Below are 19,477 nucleotides of genomic sequence, written 5' to 3'. Positions count from 1 at the left end.
TCCGTTCTCCGATCACCGTGTCCCGATCACCGAACATATAACATATATTAATGTTCTTTGCTGTAACATACTATAGAGTCGTTATATTTTGCAATAAGAAAAGCCTGGTCACATTGGAGTGATTGGGCTTTTTTCTGAATGTAGTACAATGCAGAAATTTATGAAAAGACCAGACGGCGGATTAGGTCCCAAATGATTACGAGAAGCGAAAGAATAAACAAGGCAGAGAGTACAAATACCAGCATATATACTGCGCCGGTAAAATGATGAAAAGCTGTAAACACAAGATTGCTTTGCCCCACTTCCCAGGAAAAAGCCGGTACGGATACTTGCGATAATAAGAGAGGTGTAGCAGCCAGGAAATAGGCCAGGACTCCTCCTAAGAGGCTTTGGAAGATTCGCCCCCAGTAATAAAGGTAAGGGAGAATACCCGAGCCTGACAGGATACTGGTAACCTGCGCTTGAATGGAAAGACCGCTCCACCCCAGGAGCATACCGGCTACCGCCGCTTTTTCCTGTATAGATGAGGCCAGCAGGGAGCTTTCCTTGAGACCAAGAGTCATTTCAAAGAAGCCTGTAGCTAAGGCTAATCCAGCTGAGGGATCAAATCCTACCATCTTCAAGGGCAGGATCAAAATCGACGTCAAATACCGGATGAGCATGGAAACAGTCAAAACCTTGATGATGACGGCGAAGATGATGACAAAGCCACCAATTAAAGCCATGGTATTAATACTGTTTCTGATAGAATCCCCCAACAGTTGTCCCCAGGGTTTTCGGGTTCTTTGCACGTGAAGGAGTGCCCGGATGCTCTTAAGCATGATGTTCCCGCTTCCTGTGCTTTGTACACGGGTTCTGGGGGATAAGAATCCTAAAATAATTCCTAAAATAATATTGGCGGTGTAATGGGAAACGGCCAATACCAGTCCTAAACCTGGATTATTGAACATTCCCACGGCTACTGCCACAAGAATAAAAAGGGGACTCGAATTATTGGTGAAAGCTACCAGGCGTTCACCTTCAGCCAGTGTACAGCACTTTTCTTCACATAAACGTTTGGTCATTACCGCTCCCATAGGAAAACCGGAAGTAAAACCCATGGCGATGACGAAGGAAGCAGTGCCGGGAAGATTAAACAAGGGACGCATAACAGGTTCCAATAAAACACCCAAAAAATTGACCACTCCCAGATTTAAAAGGATCTCGGCAATGATAAAAAAAGGAAAAAGGGAAGGGACCAAAATGGTTAGCCAGATATTTAAACCAAAACGTGCACCCTCATAAGTCTGCTGGGGCCAGATCATCATGGCGCTTACCAAGACCACGGCGCCTAAAGCATAGAGAAGAGAGAGAATATTTCTTTTTATTTTTAACCAAAGGGTGAGCATATCTTTCCTCCCTGACAGTCACTCTCTATAGAGTATATTGGTCAAGAGAGGCAGCTAGACCATGAGATTGACGAAACAACCTTAAAAGAAGTAAAATCTTACCAGACTAAAAGTAACAGGTGATGCCCATGCGTCCAAAAATCGGGCTGGCTTTGGGGGCTGGTGGAGCCAAGGGATTAGCCCATATAGGGGTTTTACAGGTTTTAACCAATGAGAATATTCCTATCGATATGATTGCAGGTTCCAGTATGGGCGCCATCATCGGTGCCGCCTATGCAGCCGGGGCAGATTTGCAATTAATGGAGAAACTGGCTCTTAACCTCAACCAGGCACTTTTTCTTGATGTAAACTTGCCCAGGCTCGGTCTCTTAAAAGGGGATAATGCTATGGCCATTATTCGTTTACTCACCCACAACAAAAAATTTTCCGAACTGAATATACCCTTGGCCATCGTGGCTACAGATATCGAAAGAGGTGAAAAGGTCATTTTCCGTGAAGGGGATGTGGCCTCCGCTGTACGGGCCAGCATGTCAGTACCCGGTGTTTTCAACCCTGTTTGTATCAATGATAGACTATTGGTAGACGGCGCCGTGACGGAAAGGCTTCCTGTGGGTATTTTGAAAGAAATGGGAGCGGATATTATTATCGGCGTTGATGTAAAGCTCTGGTCACCTCAAAAAATAGAAATTAATAATATCTATGCCGTCATTATGCAGTCCATTGAAATTATGGAGAGAGAAGCCTGTAAACCCTGTCTTGAGTTGTGTGATGTTATCATCAACCCTGATGTTAGCGATATTTCTACTGCTGATTTTTCCAAAGCCGGGGAATGTATAAAAAGAGGCAGGCTTGCTGCGGAAAATAAAATAGAGTTAATCAAAAGAGTAATTGAAGGTTTTGCCCCAAAGCATAATTGTTAACCGTTAACCGTGAACAGTGAACTGTTAACCGACTTCCGCTCTCCGACTGCCGACTTCCGATAATGTTTTGCTAGAGCATGAACTAGGAAGCAATTAAACTCGGACGTCGGATGCGGGAGGCGAAGTCGTATTCGTCAAAAAAAGACATCGGATAACGAAAACGGATATCGGAAATCGTATTAAGATATCGGATGGCGGTTGTCGGGGATATAAACGGGGCCTTTCAGATAATCTAAATTTCCCAATCTTTGTTTGGGCTCTGAATAGAGTAGAGTGTAGAGATTGGTGGCCTTTATCTCCATTTCCCAGAAGGTGCTGAAATTTTTACAGTTTGTAAGATATTTTTGGGCATGGCCCCCTTTGGTGATAACGGGTAGCGGGGAGTTCCCTTTTATTATTTTTAAAAGCTTACGTCCCTGGGAGGTAAAACCTAGTACACGGAGATAAGGGGGCCCTTCTGCCAGGTATGCTTCTTTATCCATGGTGTAATTCAATAGAAGATGGATGAGAAAACGCTGTAAACGGGTATAGGTATACCTTTTGGTTTTAAGTTTAGTTAAAAAATCCCGGATACTTGTAGCAGTATTAGCTGCTGACCGGATACGGTTCTCCAATCCTTCTTTGATATCAATAATCCTTTGTAGTTCCAGTAATTCACTTCGCCTCAAAAGGGTCAGCAGTTGAGGAGCAAAATCTTCCAGGGAAAGGGGGCCCCGGCCTGCAGCGAATTCCCTGTGGAGAATTGTGATTGCGGCCTGGGGTAAAAATTCCTCCACTTTTTTAAGGGAAACCTCCTTAGGCTCTGGGGCCTTAAACAGCTCTTCCCGTATAGCTGAAGCACTGGCATATTTTCCGGGGATTAAGTTTTTATCATGGTAACCTGCCCCCTGACGCTCAATGATCACTGGTTTGATGGCCAGTTTTTTTTCTTTGATGGTTCGTAAATAGGAGAGGGCTAAGATGATGTTGGGCTGATGCCAAATTCCTTCTCCCTCGGGTATTTTTAAGGACAAAGCCTGGGCTCTGGCTTTCGGAAAGGACAGGCCTTCGTCTAGAAAGTTCTTTAAGTTCGCCTGGAAGTCGGAAGTTTCCTGGGCTAACAACCCGGCGGCCTTTTCCAGAACTTCCGGTTCTAATGCTTCTACCCCGAAGGAGAGGTGGGTCACTATGCCGGTATGGGCCAGGGTTTCCACCCCGCCCCTGGCAAACCAGTAGGCGCTCCTCGTGGCATAAAGGGCGGGTAATTCCAGGACCAGATCTGCGCCGTGGGCCAGGGCCATTTCGGCTCTGGCCCATTTATTGACAAGAGAAGGTTCACCACGCTGCACAAAATGACCGCTCATTACACAAATAATCCCTTCGGCGGCCGTCTTTTTTCTTGTTTCTTGCAGGTGATACAAATGACCCAGGTGGAAGGGGTTGTATTCGGCAATAATACCGGCAATATTCATGATTTTATTGTGACCTCCTTATTATGAAAAGCTGACTCAGGTGAAATATTTAATCCGGGGATTTACATAAAGATGTTATTTTTATAAAAAAATACTGCTAAAGGAATAGGAATTCTGCGATTTTTGGAGAATCATTTTCTAGTTATGTAAATTATACCAGAGGGGGATATACTAATGAATCTCATTGAACAAATTAAAGCCAAGGCTAAACAGAATAACAGGACCATCGTTCTGGCGGAAGGAACAGAAGAACGTACTGTAAAAGCTGCCGGGATTATCACAAAAGAAGGCCTGGCCAAAATAATTTTACTGGGGGAGGAAAATGAAGTACGGCAGGTAGCTGCCAGGGTAGGAGCTGACCTAACCGGCGTAACCGTCATAGATCCTATAAAATCACCGAAATATAAAGCCTACAGTGAAGAATTTTGTGAACTGCGTAAGAAAAAAGGCCTTTCTTTAGAAGAAGCCCAAACCCAAATGAAAAACACCTTATATTTTGGTTCCATGATGGTCTACAAAGGTGACGCCGATGGTATGGTGGCGGGGGCGCAAAATACTACGGGTGATGTTTTACGTCCTGCTCTACAAATCATTAAAACCGCGCCGGGTATTTCTGTGGTTTCTGGTGCCTTTATCATGATTACGCCCAAGACAGAATACGGTGAAAACGGTATTATGGTTTTTGCCGACTGTGCCGTAAACCCCAATCCTACTGCGGAACAGCTGGCGGAAATTGCCTATGCATCGGCCAAAACGGCTAAGGCCCTGGTGGGTTTTGAACCAAGAGTGGGTATGTTATCTTTCTCGACCAAGGGAAGTGCCTCCCACGAACTGGTCGATAAGGTAGTAAAAGCCACTGCCATTGCTAAAGAAAAATATCCTGACTTGATGGTCGATGGTGAACTGCAGGCTGATGCCGCCATCGTGCCTAAAGTAGGCCAGTCTAAAGCACCGGGAAGCCCTGTGGCCGGTAAAGTCAATGTCCTGGTTTTCCCCGACCTGCAAGCGGGCAATATCGGGTATAAACTGGTACAGCGCCTGGCCGGGGCAGAAGCTGTAGGACCGGTCTTGCAAGGAATGGCCAAACCTGTCAACGATTTGTCCAGGGGCTGCAGTGTCGACGATATAGTAAATACCACAGCCATCACGGCATGTCAGGACTTAGCTTAAACTCTGTGTTTTCTTGACAAGGAATATTTATCTTTGTATAATGAAATGCAGGTTTTTATTCAAGGCATTCTTTGGTCAGCCTTAAATGGCAAGGTGATTTCTCATGAAAATAAATGTCGGTGATTTAAGAAAACATCCAGGTGCCGAGGAACAGTTTGAGTTTGTCTTGCAAGAGGTTCCCGCTATTAGTGAATTCTCCTTTGTAGAGCCCATCAAGGTAAAAGGTAAAATCACCAATACAGGAAATGTCCTGGAACTGAATGTTAACCTTAAGACATCTGCTCTCACCACATGTAGTCGTTGTTTGGATGAAGTAAAAGTACCGGTAGAAATCACTTTTGCTGAAGAGTACTGCCATGCCAGTGATTGTTTGCAAAAACAAGGCCTTGACGATTCTGCTGTTATTGTTTTTGACAGTGATTTCATTGATATTACCGAGGCAGTACAGGAAAATCTCATACTCTCTTTACCGATGCGCACCCTTTGTGAGCCGGACTGCCCTGGGTTTTGTCCTCAATGTGGCCGGAATCTAAAAGAAGGAACCTGTGAATGCCACAAGGATAACGTTGATCCGCGTTTAGCAGTACTGGCCAAATTAAAAAAATAACCCGGGTGGAAATAAAGTTAGAAAGAATAAGGAGGAGGTGGTACCAGTGGGAGTACAACAACACCGCCGTTCCAAAGCGAGAAATCGTAGAAGAAGAGCTGAAATCATGAAACTTGAAGCACCTAAATTCATGGAGTGTCCTCAGTGCCATGAGCTTAAAAAGCCCCATGCCGTATGCCCTGCATGTGGTTATTATAAGAACCGGGTAGTTATTGCTAAAGCTGAATAAGTTTAGCCGCGAAAAGAAAGCTGTTTTCAGCTTTCTTTTTTTGTGATTTTAACTCTATATGAAAATTAAACCAGATTTTTACTTGCCAAAATAATGATGGGACTTTATACTAGGTTATGAGACCTGGTATTAATTTTGCAAGGGGTTGAAGAGTGCCATGGTACGCCAGTTGAGTAAAGCTCAGCGCCAGGCCCGTTTAGTGGAATTACTTCAGGAAAATCCTTTTACTACTGATGAAGAACTGGCTAAGTATTTTAATGTGAGTATCCAGACTATCCGCTTAGACCGTATGGAAATGGCCATTCCTGAATTGCGCCAGAGGCTCAAACAAGTGGCTGAGCAAACTTTTGCCAAAGTCCGCTCCATTAGCGGCGGGGAATTGGTTGGGGAACTCCTGGAGTTGGAATTAGGTCAGCATGCTACTTCGGTCATGGAAGTAACTTCTGATATGGTGGCGGAAAAAAGTAAAGTTTGCCGGGGAGACTATATTTTTTCTCAGGCTAATACGCTGGCTGTGGCCCTCATCGATGCTGATGTGGTTTTAACCGGCAGTGCCCGGATTCGTTATCGCAGACCTGTATATTTAAATGAAAAAATTGTGGCTAGGGCGGTGCTGGCTAGAAAAAAAACGAATAAATACCTGGTTAAGGTTGTTTCCAAGGTGGGGGCAGAAGAAGTTTTTGTAGCCAAGTTCGTGGTGGTTGCAAGATAGGAGGAGATACCATGAGGATTGCCCTGGATGCTATGGGTGGCGATTATGCACCGGAAGAGATCGTTAAAGGTGCGCTAGCTGCATTAAACCTTAATAAAGACTTACATATTGTCCTGGTGGGCAAAGAAGATATCATCAAAAAATGTTTGGCTGAGCATGGTAAGGAAGGTAGAATTTCCATCTGCCATTGTGAAGAAGTTATAGCCATGGATGAACATCCCGCTATTGCCTATCGCAAGAAAAAAGATGCCTCCATCAGCGTGGCTACACGCCTGGTGAAAGAACAAAAAGCCGATGCCGTTGTCTCAGCGGGCAGTACAGGGGCCCAGATGGTAGCAGCCCTTTTTGGTTTGGGGAGGATTCCCGGTATTGACAGACCGGCTATTGGCACGGTGATTCCTACCCTGGCAGGCCCTAAACTGTTACTTGATGCAGGGGCTAATGCTGACTGTAAACCTGACCATCTGGTCCAGTTTGCCCTAATGGGCAGTATTTATGCAGAAAAAATTCTGGAATATACCCGGCCGCGCGTGGGATTAGTCAATATTGGAGAAGAACCTAGCAAAGGTAATGAGTTGACCCTTCAGGCTTATGACTTATTAAGTAAAGTCACTGAACTTAATTTTATAGGAAATATTGAGGGACGGGATATCCCTGCTGGTAAAGCAGATGTGATGGTTTGTGACGGTTTTGTTGGCAATACTATCCTTAAGGTCATAGAAGGAACGGCGGGGGCCATTTTCAGCCTGCTGAAACAGGAGTTTAGTAAAAATTTAACCAGTAAAATGGGAGCGGCCCTTCTGGCTCCTGGTTTAAGAGCTCTGAAATCACGCCTGGATTATGCCGAATATGGCGGTGCACCTCTTTTAGGTGTTAAGGGCATAAGTATTATCTGTCACGGCAGTTCCAAGGCACCTGCCATCAAGAATGCCATCCGTGTGGCTATGGAGTGTGTGCAGAATAACATTGTAGAAACCCTTAAAACCTGTGTGAAAACTGAGAAAGTTGGTGAATAGCATGACCATAACACTTCGACCCGTGGGTATAGTAGGGTTAGGTTCCTACTTACCGGAGGAGAGAGTTACCAATGCCGATTTAACCAAGATTGTTGATACTACTGAAGAATGGATTTTACAGAGAACAGGAATTGGGGAAAGACGCAGGGCCTCGGTTGCTGAAGCAGCTTCCGATTTAGGTACCCAGGCGGCTTTAAAAGCCCTGGAAGACGCTAAAACGAAGCATGAGGAAGTTGACCTGATTATTGTGGCTACGGTTACGCCTGACATGTTTTTCCCCTCTACCGCCTGTATAATCCAAAACAACATCGGGGCAGTGAACGCGGCAGCTTTTGATGCTTCGGCAGCCTGTTCCGGTTTCTTATATGGGCTGGCCATGGGAAGCCAGTTTGTCGCTACAGGTATGTATGATACGGTTCTGGTGATTGCCTCAGAAACACTGACGAAAATCATGAACATGGAAGATAGAACCACCTGTATTCTCTTTGGGGATGGTGCGGGTGCGGCAGTCCTGAAACCCGTAGAGGAAGGTGAAGGGTTCTTATCTTTTTACCTGGGTGCCGACGGTTCAGGGGGAGAACTTTTGAAATTGCCGGCCGGAGGTTCCCGTAAACCTGCTACAAAAGAAACTGTGGAGAATAAAGAGCATTTTATCCAGATGAGCGGAAACGAAGTCTTCAAATTTGCTGTGAAGGTGATGGGGGATGCAGCCTTAAAGGCATTGGAAAAGGCAGGCCTCAGTAAGGAGGATGTGGATTATCTTGTTCCCCATCAGGCCAATACCCGTATCATCGATTCGGCAGTAAAAAGACTGGGGTTATCACCGGATAAGGTTTATGTAAACCTGCACAAGTACGGTAACATGTCTGGTGCCTCTATCCCCGTGGCTCTTGATGAAGCCGTCAAGGAAGGAAAAATTAAAAAAGGTGATCATGTGGTACTGGTGGGATTTGGCGCCGGTCTCACCTGGGGTTCCTGCGTTATGAAGTGGTCTAAATAAAGGGGGTAATTGGGATGCATACGGTTTTATGTGAGCTTTTAGGTATCAAATATCCTGTGATACAGGGTGGTATGGCCTGGGTAGCCACGGCAGAGCTGGCTGCTGCCGTATCCAATGCCGGTGGTTTAGGGATTATCGGTGCCGGTAATGCTCCCGGTGAGGTAGTACGGGAACAGATCAGAAAGGCCAAAACCTTAACCGACAAGCCTTTTGGCGTCAATGTTTATTATTTATCCCCTTTTGTGGAAGATGTGATCCAGGTAATCTTAGAAGAAAAAGTAAGTGTGATCACAACGGGGGCGGGTAACCCTGGGAAGCATATTCCCAAGCTAAAAGAGATTGGAATCAAGGTCATCCCTGTGGTTTCCGCCGTCGCCCTGGCTAAACGCCTGGAACGGACCGGGGTAGATGCCATGATTGCAGAAGGCATGGAATGCGGCGGTCATACCGGTGATTTAACCACCATGGCCCTGGTACCCCAAATTGTAGATGCAGTAAAGGTACCGGTGATTGCGGCCGGGGGCATCGCCGACGGCAGGCAGCTGGCAGCGGCCCTCTGCCTGGGGGCCCAGGGCGTGCAGATGGGCACCAGGTTTATCTGTGCAGAAGAATGCCAGGTACATATGAACTATAAAAATGCGGTCCTCAGGGCCAAAGACCGGGATACTACGCTGACCGGTTATCATGGGCATTTTGTCCGGGTTATTCAGAATAAGCTCACCAAAGAGTTCGAACGGCTCACCAGAGAGGGGGCACCCGCTGAGGAGTTTGATAAACTGGGGGCAGGACGCCTGCGGGCGGCGGTCATAGATGGAGACGACCAGATGGGGTCCCTCATGGCCGGACAGGTGGCAGCGATGGTGAACAAAATCCAGCCCGCCCGGGAGATAATCGAGGAGATTATTGCTGAGGCAGAACAAGTCCTGAAAGAAAAAATGAAATTATTTTAAGGTAAGGGGAATAACATGAAGAAAACAGCCTTTGTATTTCCTGGACAGGGTTCTCAATATGTAGGTATGGGAAAAGAGTTTTATAATCATTTCCCCCTTTCCCGGGAGGTATTTGAACAAGTCGATGAAAGACTAGGGGTATCCCTCAGTGAAATTTGCTTTAGCGGTCCGGAGGAAGAATTAAAGCTGACCATCAATACCCAGCCGGCTATCTTAACGACCAGTGTGGCCATTCTCAAAGTGGTGGAGAAGGAAGGAATTAAGCCTGATTTTGTGGCCGGTCACAGTCTGGGGGAATATTCAGCCTTGGTAGCTGCAGGATCTCTCTCCTATACAGACGCAGCCTGGTTAGTAAGACAGAGGGGAGTTTTTATGCAGGAAGCCGTTCCCCCTGGAGAAGGCACTATGGCTGCCATCATGGGGTTGGACCAGGATAAGGTAGAAGCTCTTTGCCGGGAAGTGTCAGATGTAGGCGTTGTGGAGCCAGCTAACTATAATTGCCCAGGACAGATTGCTATTGCCGGAGCCACTCCAGCCGTACAAAAAGCTTTGATACTTGCTAAAACCTATGGGGCGAAAAGAGCCGTTCTGCTCCCGGTAAGCGGTCCTTTTCATTCTAGCCTCTTGAGACCGGCTTCTGTAAAATTAAAAGAAGTATTAGAAAAAGTACAAATATCACCTGCGCGGATACCTGTGGTAGCCAATATCACCGCTGAAATCACAACCGATCCGGCGGAAATTCGCCAGAATTTAATAGACCAGGTCAGCGGGTCTGTGCGTTGGGAGCAGTCTATCCTTAAGTTGATAGATTTAGGTGCATCAGTCTTTGTGGAGATAGGGCCTGGAAAAGTACTCAGCGGTTTGATCAAGAAGATTGCCAAAGAGGCAGAAATATATAATATTGAAGATATGGCTTCCTTGGGCGAGACTATACTTAAGCTTAAGGAGGGGATGTAGGTGTTAAAAGAAAAGGTGGCTGTGGTAACCGGGGCCTCTAGGGGTATCGGCAGGGCGGTGGCTATAGCCTTGGCCAAGGAAGGGGCCACAGTTATCGTCAATTATGCCGGTAACGAACAGGCGGCCCAGGAGACACTGGACTTTATTTTACAAAATGGCGGTTCAGGTGAAATAAAAAAAGCTGACGTCTCCTCTTCTCAACAAGTCGATGTTATGATAAAAGAGATAGTAGACAAGTATGGGCGCATTGATATTCTTGTGAATAATGCAGGTATCACACAAGACGGTCTGATTATGCGTATGAAGGATGAAGAATGGGAAAAGGTTCTCAAAGTCAATCTTACCGGTGTCTTCAACTGTGTGAGAGCTGTCACCCGTCCCATGATGAAACAGCGCGGGGGAAAAATTATTAATATCACTTCCGTTGTGGGAATCATGGGCAATGCGGGGCAGATCAATTATGCTTCAGCTAAAGCGGGCGTCATCGGCTTGACTAAGTCTGCCGCCAGGGAACTTGCTTCTCGGGGGATCACCGTGAATGCTGTTGCTCCTGGTTATATCACTACAGATATGACAGATAAACTATCAGACGAGGTAAAAGAAAAGATTGCTGCGGGAATACCATTAGAACGCTTGGGTAATCCTGAGGATGTAGCACACATTGTGGTTTTCTTGGCCGGACCAGGGGCTGATTACATAACAGGACAGGTTATTGCCGTGGATGGCGGTATGTCTATGTAATTTTTAGTATCTTGTGGAAGGAGGTGAAACTATGAACATATTTGAAAAGGTAAAATCTATCGTCGCTGAACAATTAGGAGTTGATGCGGCTGAAATAACTCTGGAGACAAGTTTTGATGATCTGAATGCCGATTCCTTAGATGTGGTGGAACTCATTATGGCCTTAGAAGAGGAATTTGATATTGAAATTCCCGATGAGGATGCTGAGAAGATTAGAACTGTTGGTGATGCTGTTGATTACATAAAAGAGAGACAGTAATCGACACAAAATTTTTCAAGGTCCCGTAGTCATCTCTGCGGGACCTTCTTAAGAAACCTGTTAGCTGGTCAAATACTGGAGGAATGAACGTGAAGTTGCCTACACTACGTATTGGAAATTTAGCTCCCCAAATACCTATTATTCAGGGCGGAATGGCCGTCCGTATATCAACAGCGCGTTTAGCGGCGGCTGTGGCCAATGAAGGCGGTATTGGCCTGATCGCTGCCAGCGGCATGTCTCCTGACGAACTGAGACAGGAGATACGTACTGCCCGTTCACTTTCCTCCGGGATAATTGGTATTAATATTATGTTTGCAGTATCCGCCTTTACCCAAATGGTAAAAACGGCTATCTCCGAAGGTATTGACCTGATTGTCTCAGGAGCAGGTTTTTCCCGGGATATGTTTGTACTGGGAAAAGAGGCCAACATTCCTGTAGTTCCCATTGTCTCTACAGCAAAATTGGCTAAGATTTCGGAAAAGCTTGGGGCTGCCGCCGTCATCGTGGAGGGAAAAGAAGCGGGCGGACACCTGGGAACTGATGAATCCATGCGGAAACTGGTGCCGGAGGTTAAGAGTACCGTCAATATACCGGTGATTGCTGCAGGCGGTATTGTAGACGGTAAAGATATGGCGGAAGCTTTTAGATTAGGCGCTGATGGCGTGCAGCTTGGTATTCGGTTTGCAGCCAGTGAAGAATCAAATGCCGCAGATAGTTTAAAGGAATTATATGTGAAGGCTACCGACGAAGATATTGTTTTGATCAACAGCCCCGTAGGCTTACCCGGGAGGGCCATTCGTAATGAATTTACTGAAAAAATTGCCGGTGATAAGGTTATTCCCCCCAGTAACTGTGTGAACTGCTTAAAAGAATGCGCCCGTAATTTCTGTATTATGGAAGCTCTTGTCAATGCCCAGCAAGGAAACCTGGAAGACGGTTTAGCTTTTTCCGGTGAATTTATAGGAAAAATAAAAGAGATTTTACCTGTGAAAGAGATCATTCGCACTCTGCTTAAAGAAGTAGAGGCTTTACCATAAGGATTAAGAGGAGTAAGTCAAAAGAGGGGTGTAATATGACAAGAAGAGTAGTGATTACTGGCCTTGCCGCCATTTCCCCCCTGGGGACAGGTGTGGAGAAATTTTGGCAGGGTCTCCTGGAAGGAAAGTCTGGTATTGACTTGGTGACGCGTTTCGATGTTACGGAATTTCCTACTAAGATTGCTGGTGAAGTAAAAGACTTTGATCCCGGACTTTACATGGATAAAAAAGAGGCTAAACGCATGGACCGCTTTACCCAATTTGCGGTAGCCGGGGCCAAGGTGGCTTTAGAAGACGCAAAAATGGACATGGAAGGTCTCGACAAAGAAAAAGTCGGCGTTATCCTGGGTTCCGGAATTGGCGGGATGGAGACCTTAGAGGAACAGGCGAGAATCCTCAGGGAAAAAGGACCGGGACGGGTGAGTCCCTTCTTTGTCCCCATGATGATTGGGAACATGGCCGCCGGGCAAGTAGCCATCGCTTTAGGTGTTACTGGTCCCAATATTACGGTGGTAACGGCCTGTGCTTCGGCCACCAATGCCATTGGCGATGCCTTTAAGTTAATCCAAAGGGGAGGGGCGGAAGTCGTTATAACCGGTGGTACGGAAGCTTCTATTACCCCCTTGGCCTTTGCCGGATTCTGTTCCATGAAAGCCATGTCCACCCATAACGATGAACCGCAAAAAGCCAGCCGTCCCTTTGACGCCAACCGTGACGGTTTTGTCATGGGTGAAGGAAGCGGTATACTTATCCTGGAGAGTTTTGAACATGCCCAAAAAAGAGGGGCCAGGATATATGCAGAGGTCCTGGGTTATGGCACTACCGCTGATGCCCATCATATCACAGCTCCTGCTCCTGGCGGTGCCGGTGCAGCCAAAGCCATGGCCGAAGCTATCAGGGATGCAGGGCTCAAACCCGAGAACATCGACTATATTAATGCCCACGGTACATCTACCGACCTTAACGATAAGTACGAAACTATGGCCATCAAACAAGTTTTTGGTGAGCATGCCTATAAGCTGGCTATCAGTTCTACCAAATCCATGACCGGGCACCTCCTGGGCGCTGCCGGTGGTATCGAAATGGTGGCAACAGCTCTGGCGGTTTATAACGATATCGTACCACCCACCATAAACTACGAAACCCCAGACCCCGAATGTGATCTGGACTATGTACCCAACCAAGCCCGGAAGATGACCGTGGATTATGCCCTCAGTAATTCTTTGGGCTTTGGTGGACATAATGCTACTGTTGTAATTGGAAAATTTAAGGCATAATAAGAGGGAGGCGATAAGCCTCCTTCTTAGTTGGTAGTTACTAGTTCTTAGTTATTAGTAGAATTGAGTTCGCAGTTGGTAGTTGGCAGATATCAGTGACCGGTGACCCGTGACCAGTAAATTAACCGGACACTGGACACTGGGCTCTGGTCACTCATACAGGAGCCGGACTCCGGACACTGGTCTCTGGTCACCCAAATCTGATGCTCGGAAGTCGGATATCGGATATCGGATGTCGGTCTTCACATGTCAGGAGGATGTAAGCAATGAACGGAAATCGCAAAAAACAGTTAGAACAGTTGCTGGAAGAGGTGGGTATAAAAGATAAGGTTGACCTTACCCTGGTGCACCAGGCTTTAATTCACCCCTCTTATGTTTATGAAGGAGGAGCCGCAGCGGGTGAGCATAATCAGCGCCTGGAGTTTCTGGGTGATGCCGTGGTGGGTCTGGTCATCGGCCAGTTTCTTTTTGAAAAGTATCCTCACAAAACTGAGGGAGAACTGACAAAAATGAGGGCAGCCGTAGTATGTGAACCGGCTTTGGCTCGGGCGGCCCAGCAGCTCAATTTAGGCCAGTATCTTCTTTTGGGTCGGGGAGAAGAAATGATGGGCGGTGCAAAACGTCCCTCCAATCTGGCCGATTGTTTTGAGGCCTTTGCCGGGGCTCTTTATCTTACAGTGGGGTTGGATTTTGTGCGGAACCTTATTCTCAGGGTGTTACATCATGATATCATACAGGCGGCCCAGGGCAATTATGGTGATTTTAAGACCCAGTTGCAAGAATATATCCAGAGGGCGCCGGAAAGCCGCGTGAGTTACCAGATCCTGGCGGAGACAGGGCCGGATCACGACAAGCTGTTCCTGGCAGCGGTCTACTGCAATGATGAAGAAATGGCCCGTGGCCAGGGACGTACGAAAAAAGAAGCGGAACAGCAGGCCGCAAGGCTAGCACTCCTCAAACTGGGGGTCCTCCAGTAGTGGGAAAAACAATGATTATCCCCTTTTTTATACCCCATGGGGGATGTCCTTTCACCTGTGTATTTTGTAATCAGTGGGAGATCAGCGGGCAAAGTGAAGAACTGCAGCCTGAAGCATTCAGCAGGCGGGTACAAAGTTTTTTGGCTACGGCCCAGGTTACTGAAGATACCAGGGTAGAGGCAGCTTTTTTCGGGGGGAGTTTTACCGGGCTGCCGGTGGAAGTCCAGCTCAAGTGGTTAAAAGAAGGGTTAAACGCCATCCAAAAGGGGAAGATAGCGGGCTTACGCCTTTCTACGCGCCCCGATTATGTTGATGACGGGATATTGCGGAGGCTCTTGGCTCACGGTGTTACCACCATTGAACTGGGGGTACAGTCCCTGGTTAATGAAGTCTTGTTGGAAACCAGGAGAGGGCATACCTATGAAGACATTTTGCGAGCCACAGAAATCATCAGGAAATACCCGGTCCAACTGGGTTACCAGCTCATGCTGGGATTGCCGGGAGATAAGGAAGAGTATATTTTTCTTACGGCCAGGAGAGCAGTGGAAGCCAGGCCTGATTTTATCCGCATCTATCCCACTGTGGTTCTTAAAGGTACGCTTTTGGCCCAGTGGTATGAACAAGGGATCTATCATCCCTTAAGTCTTTCCGCAGCGGTAACTTATGCTGCCCACTGGTTAGCAACTTTTTCCCTGTATGACATCCCCGTTATTCGCATAGGTCTCCAGGCCGCGGAAAACCTTTCCTTTACACGGGATTTGCTGGCCGGGCCTTATCATCCTGCCTTTGGTGAACTGGTAGAAGGTTATTTGATGCGGGAGCAGATTCTTTGTTTTTTAAAAAAGATAAACTTCCGGGAGAAGGAGTTAATTTTATATATTAATCCCCGGGACTATTCCAAGGTGGTGGGCCAGAAACGCTGTAATATCGGCTTCTTTAAGGAACATTTAAAAATAAGGGAAATCAAGGTTGTCCCTGACCCCGCCATTCCCAATCAGGACATAGGGATTTTGGTATCATCTTCATGCCATCCTCTCATTTTAGCGAGACAGGAGTTTTTGGAAAAATATCGAATTAAGTAAAGCGTGAACAAGGAGGGGACGGAAAAGGTGTACCTGAAACGCTTGGAGATACAAGGATTTAAATCTTTTGCCGATAAAACAAATCTGGAATTTAATCCGGGGATTACACTGGTGGTAGGTCCCAACGGCAGCGGCAAATCCAATATTGCCGATGCCATCCGCTGGGTTCTGGGGGAACAAAGTGTAAAATCCCTGCGCGGCGGAAAAATGGAAGATGTTATTTTTGCGGGCAGTGATAAGCGGCGTCCTCTGGGGATGTCTGAGGTTTCCTTAACCATTGATAATTCTTCAGGGATCTTTCCCTTGGAATTTAATGAAGTGACCGTCACCAGGCGGTTATACCGTTCAGGGGAAAGTGATTATCTGATTAACCGGGTACCCTGCCGTTTAAAGGATGTACACGAACTTTTCATGGATACGGGTGTAGGGAGGGAAGGTTTTTCCATTATTGGCCAGGGAAAGGTTGACGAGATTCTTTCCGCCAAGCCGGAGGAACGGCGTGGTTTGCTTGAAGAGGCTGCAGGCATTGTTAAATACCGGCATCGTAAGCGAGAAGCCGTCAGAAAACTGGAAGATACGGAAGCAAGTCTCATCAGGCTAAGTGATATCATCAGTGAACTTTCCCAGCAGGAGGAACCCCTGGCGGAACAGGCCAGAATAGCTTCCATCTACCAGCAATACAAAGAAGAGCTTGATTCCCTGGAAATTGGCCTCTTAATCGATGAAGCCCAAAACGCCCAAAATAGACTGGAGCTTCTCAAAAACGACATCAACCAGGAAGAACGGGAGTGCGAGGCCCTTACCTCACGGTTTCATGGACTGCAGGCCCAGGAAGAAGAGCAAAAGCTGAAGCTGCAGCAGAAGGAAGAGGATGTAGCCAGGTTTCAGGAAAAGGTGTACCAGGAAAATATCCTGCTGGAGAAATATGAAGGGGAAAAGAAACTCAGTGCAGAGCGGTTATCCTCCCTGGACAGAGAGGAATTAGCCCTGGAACGGGAGTTGGCCCTGGTAACGGAAAATGCCGCCTGTTTACTGGAGGAAATTTCCCGACATCAAAAGGAAGGGGAACAACTCAAAGTAAACTTGCAATTGGCCAAGACCAGTTTAAAAGAGTTTGAAAACCTGATTCACCAGGAATACAGTCGTCATTTAAAAGACAGCGCAGATTTGGAAACCTTAAAAACAGAACACTTTGAGTCCTTACAGGAAGAAACCAAAATAAACAACGAAATTGCCGGTGCCAAGCAGCAAATAGCCGGACTGGAAAGACAATGGGAACAGCTAAAAAGCAAAAAGGAAATGTTGTACCGGGAAAAACTGGAAGTCGCGGCCAAAGTTACCGAGCTAAAACGGTCTTTGAGCGAGAACCAGGAAACCCTGGCTCAGTTGGAAAAGGAATTCAAAGCCCATGAGGAAAGGTTGAAGCGGGAAACGGTCCTCCACCAGGAATTATTGCAGCAAAACCGTTGTTTAATGGACGAAAAAAATAACATTCTCTCCCGCCGGAAAGTCTTAATAGAAATGGAGAGGGATGGGCAGGGATATGCACAAGGTGTCCGGGAACTGCTGCAGGCCAGTCACCATCATCAGCTCAAAGGAATTTTAGGCACCGTCGCCCAGCTTATTATTGTTCCCAAGGCCTATGAAACAGCCATAGAAGAGGTTTTGGGCGGTTCACTGCAGTTTATTGTTACCGAGGACGACCAGTGTGCCCAGGAGGCTATTCACTACCTGAAAAACAAAGATAAGGGCCGGGCTACTTTCCTGCCTTTAAATACAATTAAAGGGAGTAAACCCAATGACCTCTTGCCTCAGGGAAAAGGCATCATCGGCCGCGCCAGTGAACTGGTAAGTTTTGATAAAAAATTTGCCGGTATCATCGAGTACCTCTTAGGCCGGGTTTTTCTCGTGGAGGATTTACCTACTGCCGTTAAAAAGGCTAAAGAAACGGGCTTTAAATACCGGATGGTTACTTTAGACGGACAATTAGTGAATGCAGGCGGATCTTTAACGGGAGGAAGTGTTAAAGCCAACCAGACTGGAATCTTAAGCCGTAAGCGCCATATCGAGGAACTGGCCGGTAAGGCAGCGGTATTGGAAGATAAAATAACCCTTGGTCAAGAGCAGGAAGGGAAAAAGGAAAAATTACTCCAGTCCCTGCAGGTTGATATTGAGGGCTGTAAACAAAGGATGCAGGAGTGTTCTTTGAAAGATGTGGAATTAAAGAACCGTTTGGCCCGCTGGGAAGGCGAAATTCAACGCCTTGTACGGGAGTTGGAAAGCTTAAAGTGGCAGCATGAGGAAACCCGGGAAGAAAAAGCACAACTGCAAAAGAAGATACTGTCCCTGGAGGAAGAGAAAGGAATTCTGCGCGAAAAAACAGCAGTGTATCAGGCAAAAATCCAGGAGCTTCAGGAGAGAATCAAAAACACCCAACAGGAACAGCTCAGCAAAAATGAACAGTTGTCCCAGTTAAGGGTACAGGTAGCCACTTGTGAAGAAAAATTGTCGGTCCACCAGAAAGAAGAGCAGCAGTACATACAACAGCTAAGGAATCTGGAACAGCAAAAAGCCGGGAAAGAACAGGAATTGACTTTCCTGAAGGAAAAAAGACAGGAACTGCTGAACACCCAGCGTACTCTGGAAGAAGAACAGGGCAAAGTACAGGTCGCCCTAAAAGAACTGGAGATGAAACTTTCCGCTTTAAGAATTGAAAAACAAAACATCCAGGATATTTTGCTGGAGGTTGGGCAAGAACTTAAACAACTACAGAGTAAGATTAAGGAAAAAGAAGACAAAATCCACCAATGGCAGGTGCAGCAATCCAAAATAGAGACAGCCCTGGAGGCGGCGGTGAGACGCTTGACGGAACAGTTTTCCCTGGAATTTCACCAGGCTAAGCATAAAGGCGCCCAGATCCAGGAACGCCGGAAAACCCTGCAGCGCATCAATGAACTCAAAGAAGAAATTAATGCCCTGGGCAGCGTTAACCTGGCGGCTATTGAAGAATATGCCCGTTTAAAAGAACGCTTGGAATTTCTTACACACCAGGTTCGGGATATGCTGGAAGCCAAAGAACGCCTGGAGCAGGTTATCCGGGAAATGGACCAGATCATGACCAGGAGATTCAAGGAGACCTTTGTCCAAGTAGATACGGCTTTCCAGGAGGTTTTTCGCCAGCTCTTCGGGGGAGGCCGTGCGCAGCTCATCTTAAATTCCCCCGAGAATATCCTGGAAACCGGGGTGGAGATTATCGCCCAGCCCCCGGGGAAAAAGACCCAGTCTTTATCCCTCTTATCCGGGGGAGAACGGGCCCTTACAGCCATTGCCCTCCTATTGGCCATTTTGAAGGTTAAACCAAGTCCCTTCTGCGTGCTGGATGAAATTGAAGCCGCGCTGGATGAAGCCAATGTAGCGCGTTTTGCCCAATTCCTCCGGGAATTCGCCGAGACAACACAGTTTATTGTGATATCCCACCGCAAAGGAACCATGGAAGTGGCCGATGTTCTTTACGGTGTTACCATGGAAGAAACTGGGGTCTCCCGTTTATTATCGGTAAAACTTGCAGATGTGAGAAGAGAAGCCAGTTAATAGGGAGGGGGTTTTCTCTCTATTCTTTTTTTAATAAAAACGTGAACCGTTAACCGATTTCCGACAACCGACCGCCTACTGGACGACTTCCTACAATGCTGTGCTAGAACATG

Annotated in this window: 18 protein-coding genes; 16 read left to right on the top strand and 2 right to left on the bottom strand. The window is 46.8% G+C overall.

What is annotated here, in order from left to right:
* Positions 1-158: 158 nt before the first annotated feature.
* Positions 159-1,388 carry a nucleoside recognition domain-containing protein gene (locus BR63_RS06320; protein WP_034422866.1) on the bottom strand — a complete coding sequence of 410 codons (1,230 nt, stop codon included), beginning with the start codon at positions 1,386-1,388 and terminating at the stop codon, positions 159-161.
* Positions 1,389-1,516: 128 nt separating this feature from the next.
* Between BR63_RS06320 and BR63_RS06315 the strand changes: the two genes are divergently transcribed.
* Entirely contained in the window at positions 1,517-2,308 is a 792-nt protein-coding gene (locus tag BR63_RS06315; RefSeq protein ID WP_207724769.1) for a patatin-like phospholipase family protein, read from the top strand.
* Positions 2,309-2,487: 179 nt separating this feature from the next.
* Here the strand turns inward: BR63_RS06315 and BR63_RS06310 are convergent, their stop codons facing one another.
* A complete protein-coding gene (locus tag BR63_RS06310) occupies positions 2,488-3,759 on the bottom strand; it encodes a nucleotidyltransferase (protein ID WP_034422862.1) in 1,272 nt (423 codons plus the stop codon).
* A 174-nt stretch (positions 3,760-3,933) separates the two neighbouring features.
* Between BR63_RS06310 and pta the strand changes: the two genes are divergently transcribed.
* The 15 genes from pta to smc all read left to right on the top strand — a co-directional run bounded on the left by pta (position 3,934) and on the right by smc (position 19,364).
* On the top strand, positions 3,934-4,929 hold the full coding sequence (pta, locus tag BR63_RS06305) for a phosphate acetyltransferase (RefSeq protein WP_034422861.1): 996 nt from the start codon (positions 3,934-3,936) through the stop codon (positions 4,927-4,929).
* Positions 4,930-5,032: 103 nt separating this feature from the next.
* Positions 5,033-5,536, top strand: a complete 504-nt coding sequence (locus tag BR63_RS06300) for a YceD family protein (protein WP_051965828.1) — start codon at positions 5,033-5,035, stop codon at positions 5,534-5,536.
* A gap of 46 nt (positions 5,537-5,582) precedes the next feature.
* Positions 5,583-5,765 carry a 50S ribosomal protein L32 gene (gene rpmF, locus BR63_RS06295; protein ID WP_034422860.1) on the top strand — a complete coding sequence of 61 codons (183 nt, stop codon included), beginning with the start codon at positions 5,583-5,585 and terminating at the stop codon, positions 5,763-5,765.
* A 157-nt stretch (positions 5,766-5,922) separates the two neighbouring features.
* Complete coding sequence (fapR, locus tag BR63_RS06290; protein ID WP_034422859.1) at positions 5,923-6,477, top strand: transcription factor FapR; 555 nt, start codon at positions 5,923-5,925, stop codon at positions 6,475-6,477.
* Positions 6,478-6,488: 11 nt separating this feature from the next.
* Positions 6,489-7,493, top strand: a complete 1,005-nt coding sequence (plsX, locus tag BR63_RS06285; protein WP_034422857.1) for a phosphate acyltransferase PlsX — start codon at positions 6,489-6,491, stop codon at positions 7,491-7,493.
* 1 nt (position 7,494) lies between these two features.
* The gene (locus tag BR63_RS06280) at positions 7,495-8,493 is read left to right on the top strand and encodes a beta-ketoacyl-ACP synthase III (protein ID WP_034422855.1); all 999 of its coding nucleotides are present in this window, start codon (positions 7,495-7,497) and stop codon (positions 8,491-8,493) included.
* Between the two features lie 14 nt (positions 8,494-8,507).
* Positions 8,508-9,443 (top strand): enoyl-[acyl-carrier-protein] reductase FabK, encoded by a 936-nt coding sequence (gene fabK, locus BR63_RS06275; protein ID WP_034422852.1) that lies wholly within the window; start codon positions 8,508-8,510, stop codon positions 9,441-9,443.
* 15 nt (positions 9,444-9,458) lie between these two features.
* Positions 9,459-10,400: an ACP S-malonyltransferase gene (gene fabD / locus BR63_RS06270; protein WP_034422850.1), complete on the top strand. Its 942-nt coding sequence runs from the start codon at positions 9,459-9,461 to the stop codon at positions 10,398-10,400.
* Positions 10,401-11,141 (top strand): 3-oxoacyl-[acyl-carrier-protein] reductase, encoded by a 741-nt coding sequence (fabG, locus tag BR63_RS06265; RefSeq protein WP_034422849.1) that lies wholly within the window; start codon positions 10,401-10,403, stop codon positions 11,139-11,141. It abuts the gene before it with no gap.
* 31 nt (positions 11,142-11,172) lie between these two features.
* A complete protein-coding gene (gene acpP, locus BR63_RS06260) occupies positions 11,173-11,400 on the top strand; it encodes an acyl carrier protein (RefSeq protein WP_034422847.1) in 228 nt (75 codons plus the stop codon).
* A gap of 89 nt (positions 11,401-11,489) precedes the next feature.
* Positions 11,490-12,437 carry an NAD(P)H-dependent flavin oxidoreductase gene (locus BR63_RS06255; protein WP_034422845.1) on the top strand — a complete coding sequence of 316 codons (948 nt, stop codon included), beginning with the start codon at positions 11,490-11,492 and terminating at the stop codon, positions 12,435-12,437.
* Positions 12,438-12,472: 35 nt separating this feature from the next.
* Entirely contained in the window at positions 12,473-13,714 is a 1,242-nt protein-coding gene (gene fabF / locus BR63_RS06250; RefSeq protein WP_034422843.1) for a beta-ketoacyl-ACP synthase II, read from the top strand.
* A 266-nt stretch (positions 13,715-13,980) separates the two neighbouring features.
* Positions 13,981-14,691 (top strand): ribonuclease III, encoded by a 711-nt coding sequence (rnc, locus tag BR63_RS06245; RefSeq protein ID WP_034422842.1) that lies wholly within the window; start codon positions 13,981-13,983, stop codon positions 14,689-14,691.
* Positions 14,691-15,773, top strand: coding sequence for an elongator complex protein 3 (locus tag BR63_RS06240; protein ID WP_051965826.1), 1,083 nt, complete (start codon positions 14,691-14,693; stop codon positions 15,771-15,773). Before rnc ends, BR63_RS06240 begins: the two co-directional genes overlap by 1 nt.
* A gap of 27 nt (positions 15,774-15,800) precedes the next feature.
* Positions 15,801-19,364 (top strand): chromosome segregation protein SMC, encoded by a 3,564-nt coding sequence (gene smc / locus BR63_RS06235; RefSeq protein WP_034422840.1) that lies wholly within the window; start codon positions 15,801-15,803, stop codon positions 19,362-19,364.
* Positions 19,365-19,477 lie beyond the last annotated feature (113 nt).

Source organism: Thermanaerosceptrum fracticalcis (assembly GCF_000746025.2).
GTDB classification, from domain to species: domain Bacteria; phylum Bacillota; class Peptococcia; order DRI-13; family DRI-13; genus Thermanaerosceptrum; species Thermanaerosceptrum fracticalcis.
This window is presented reverse-complemented; position numbering and strand designations above follow the sequence as displayed.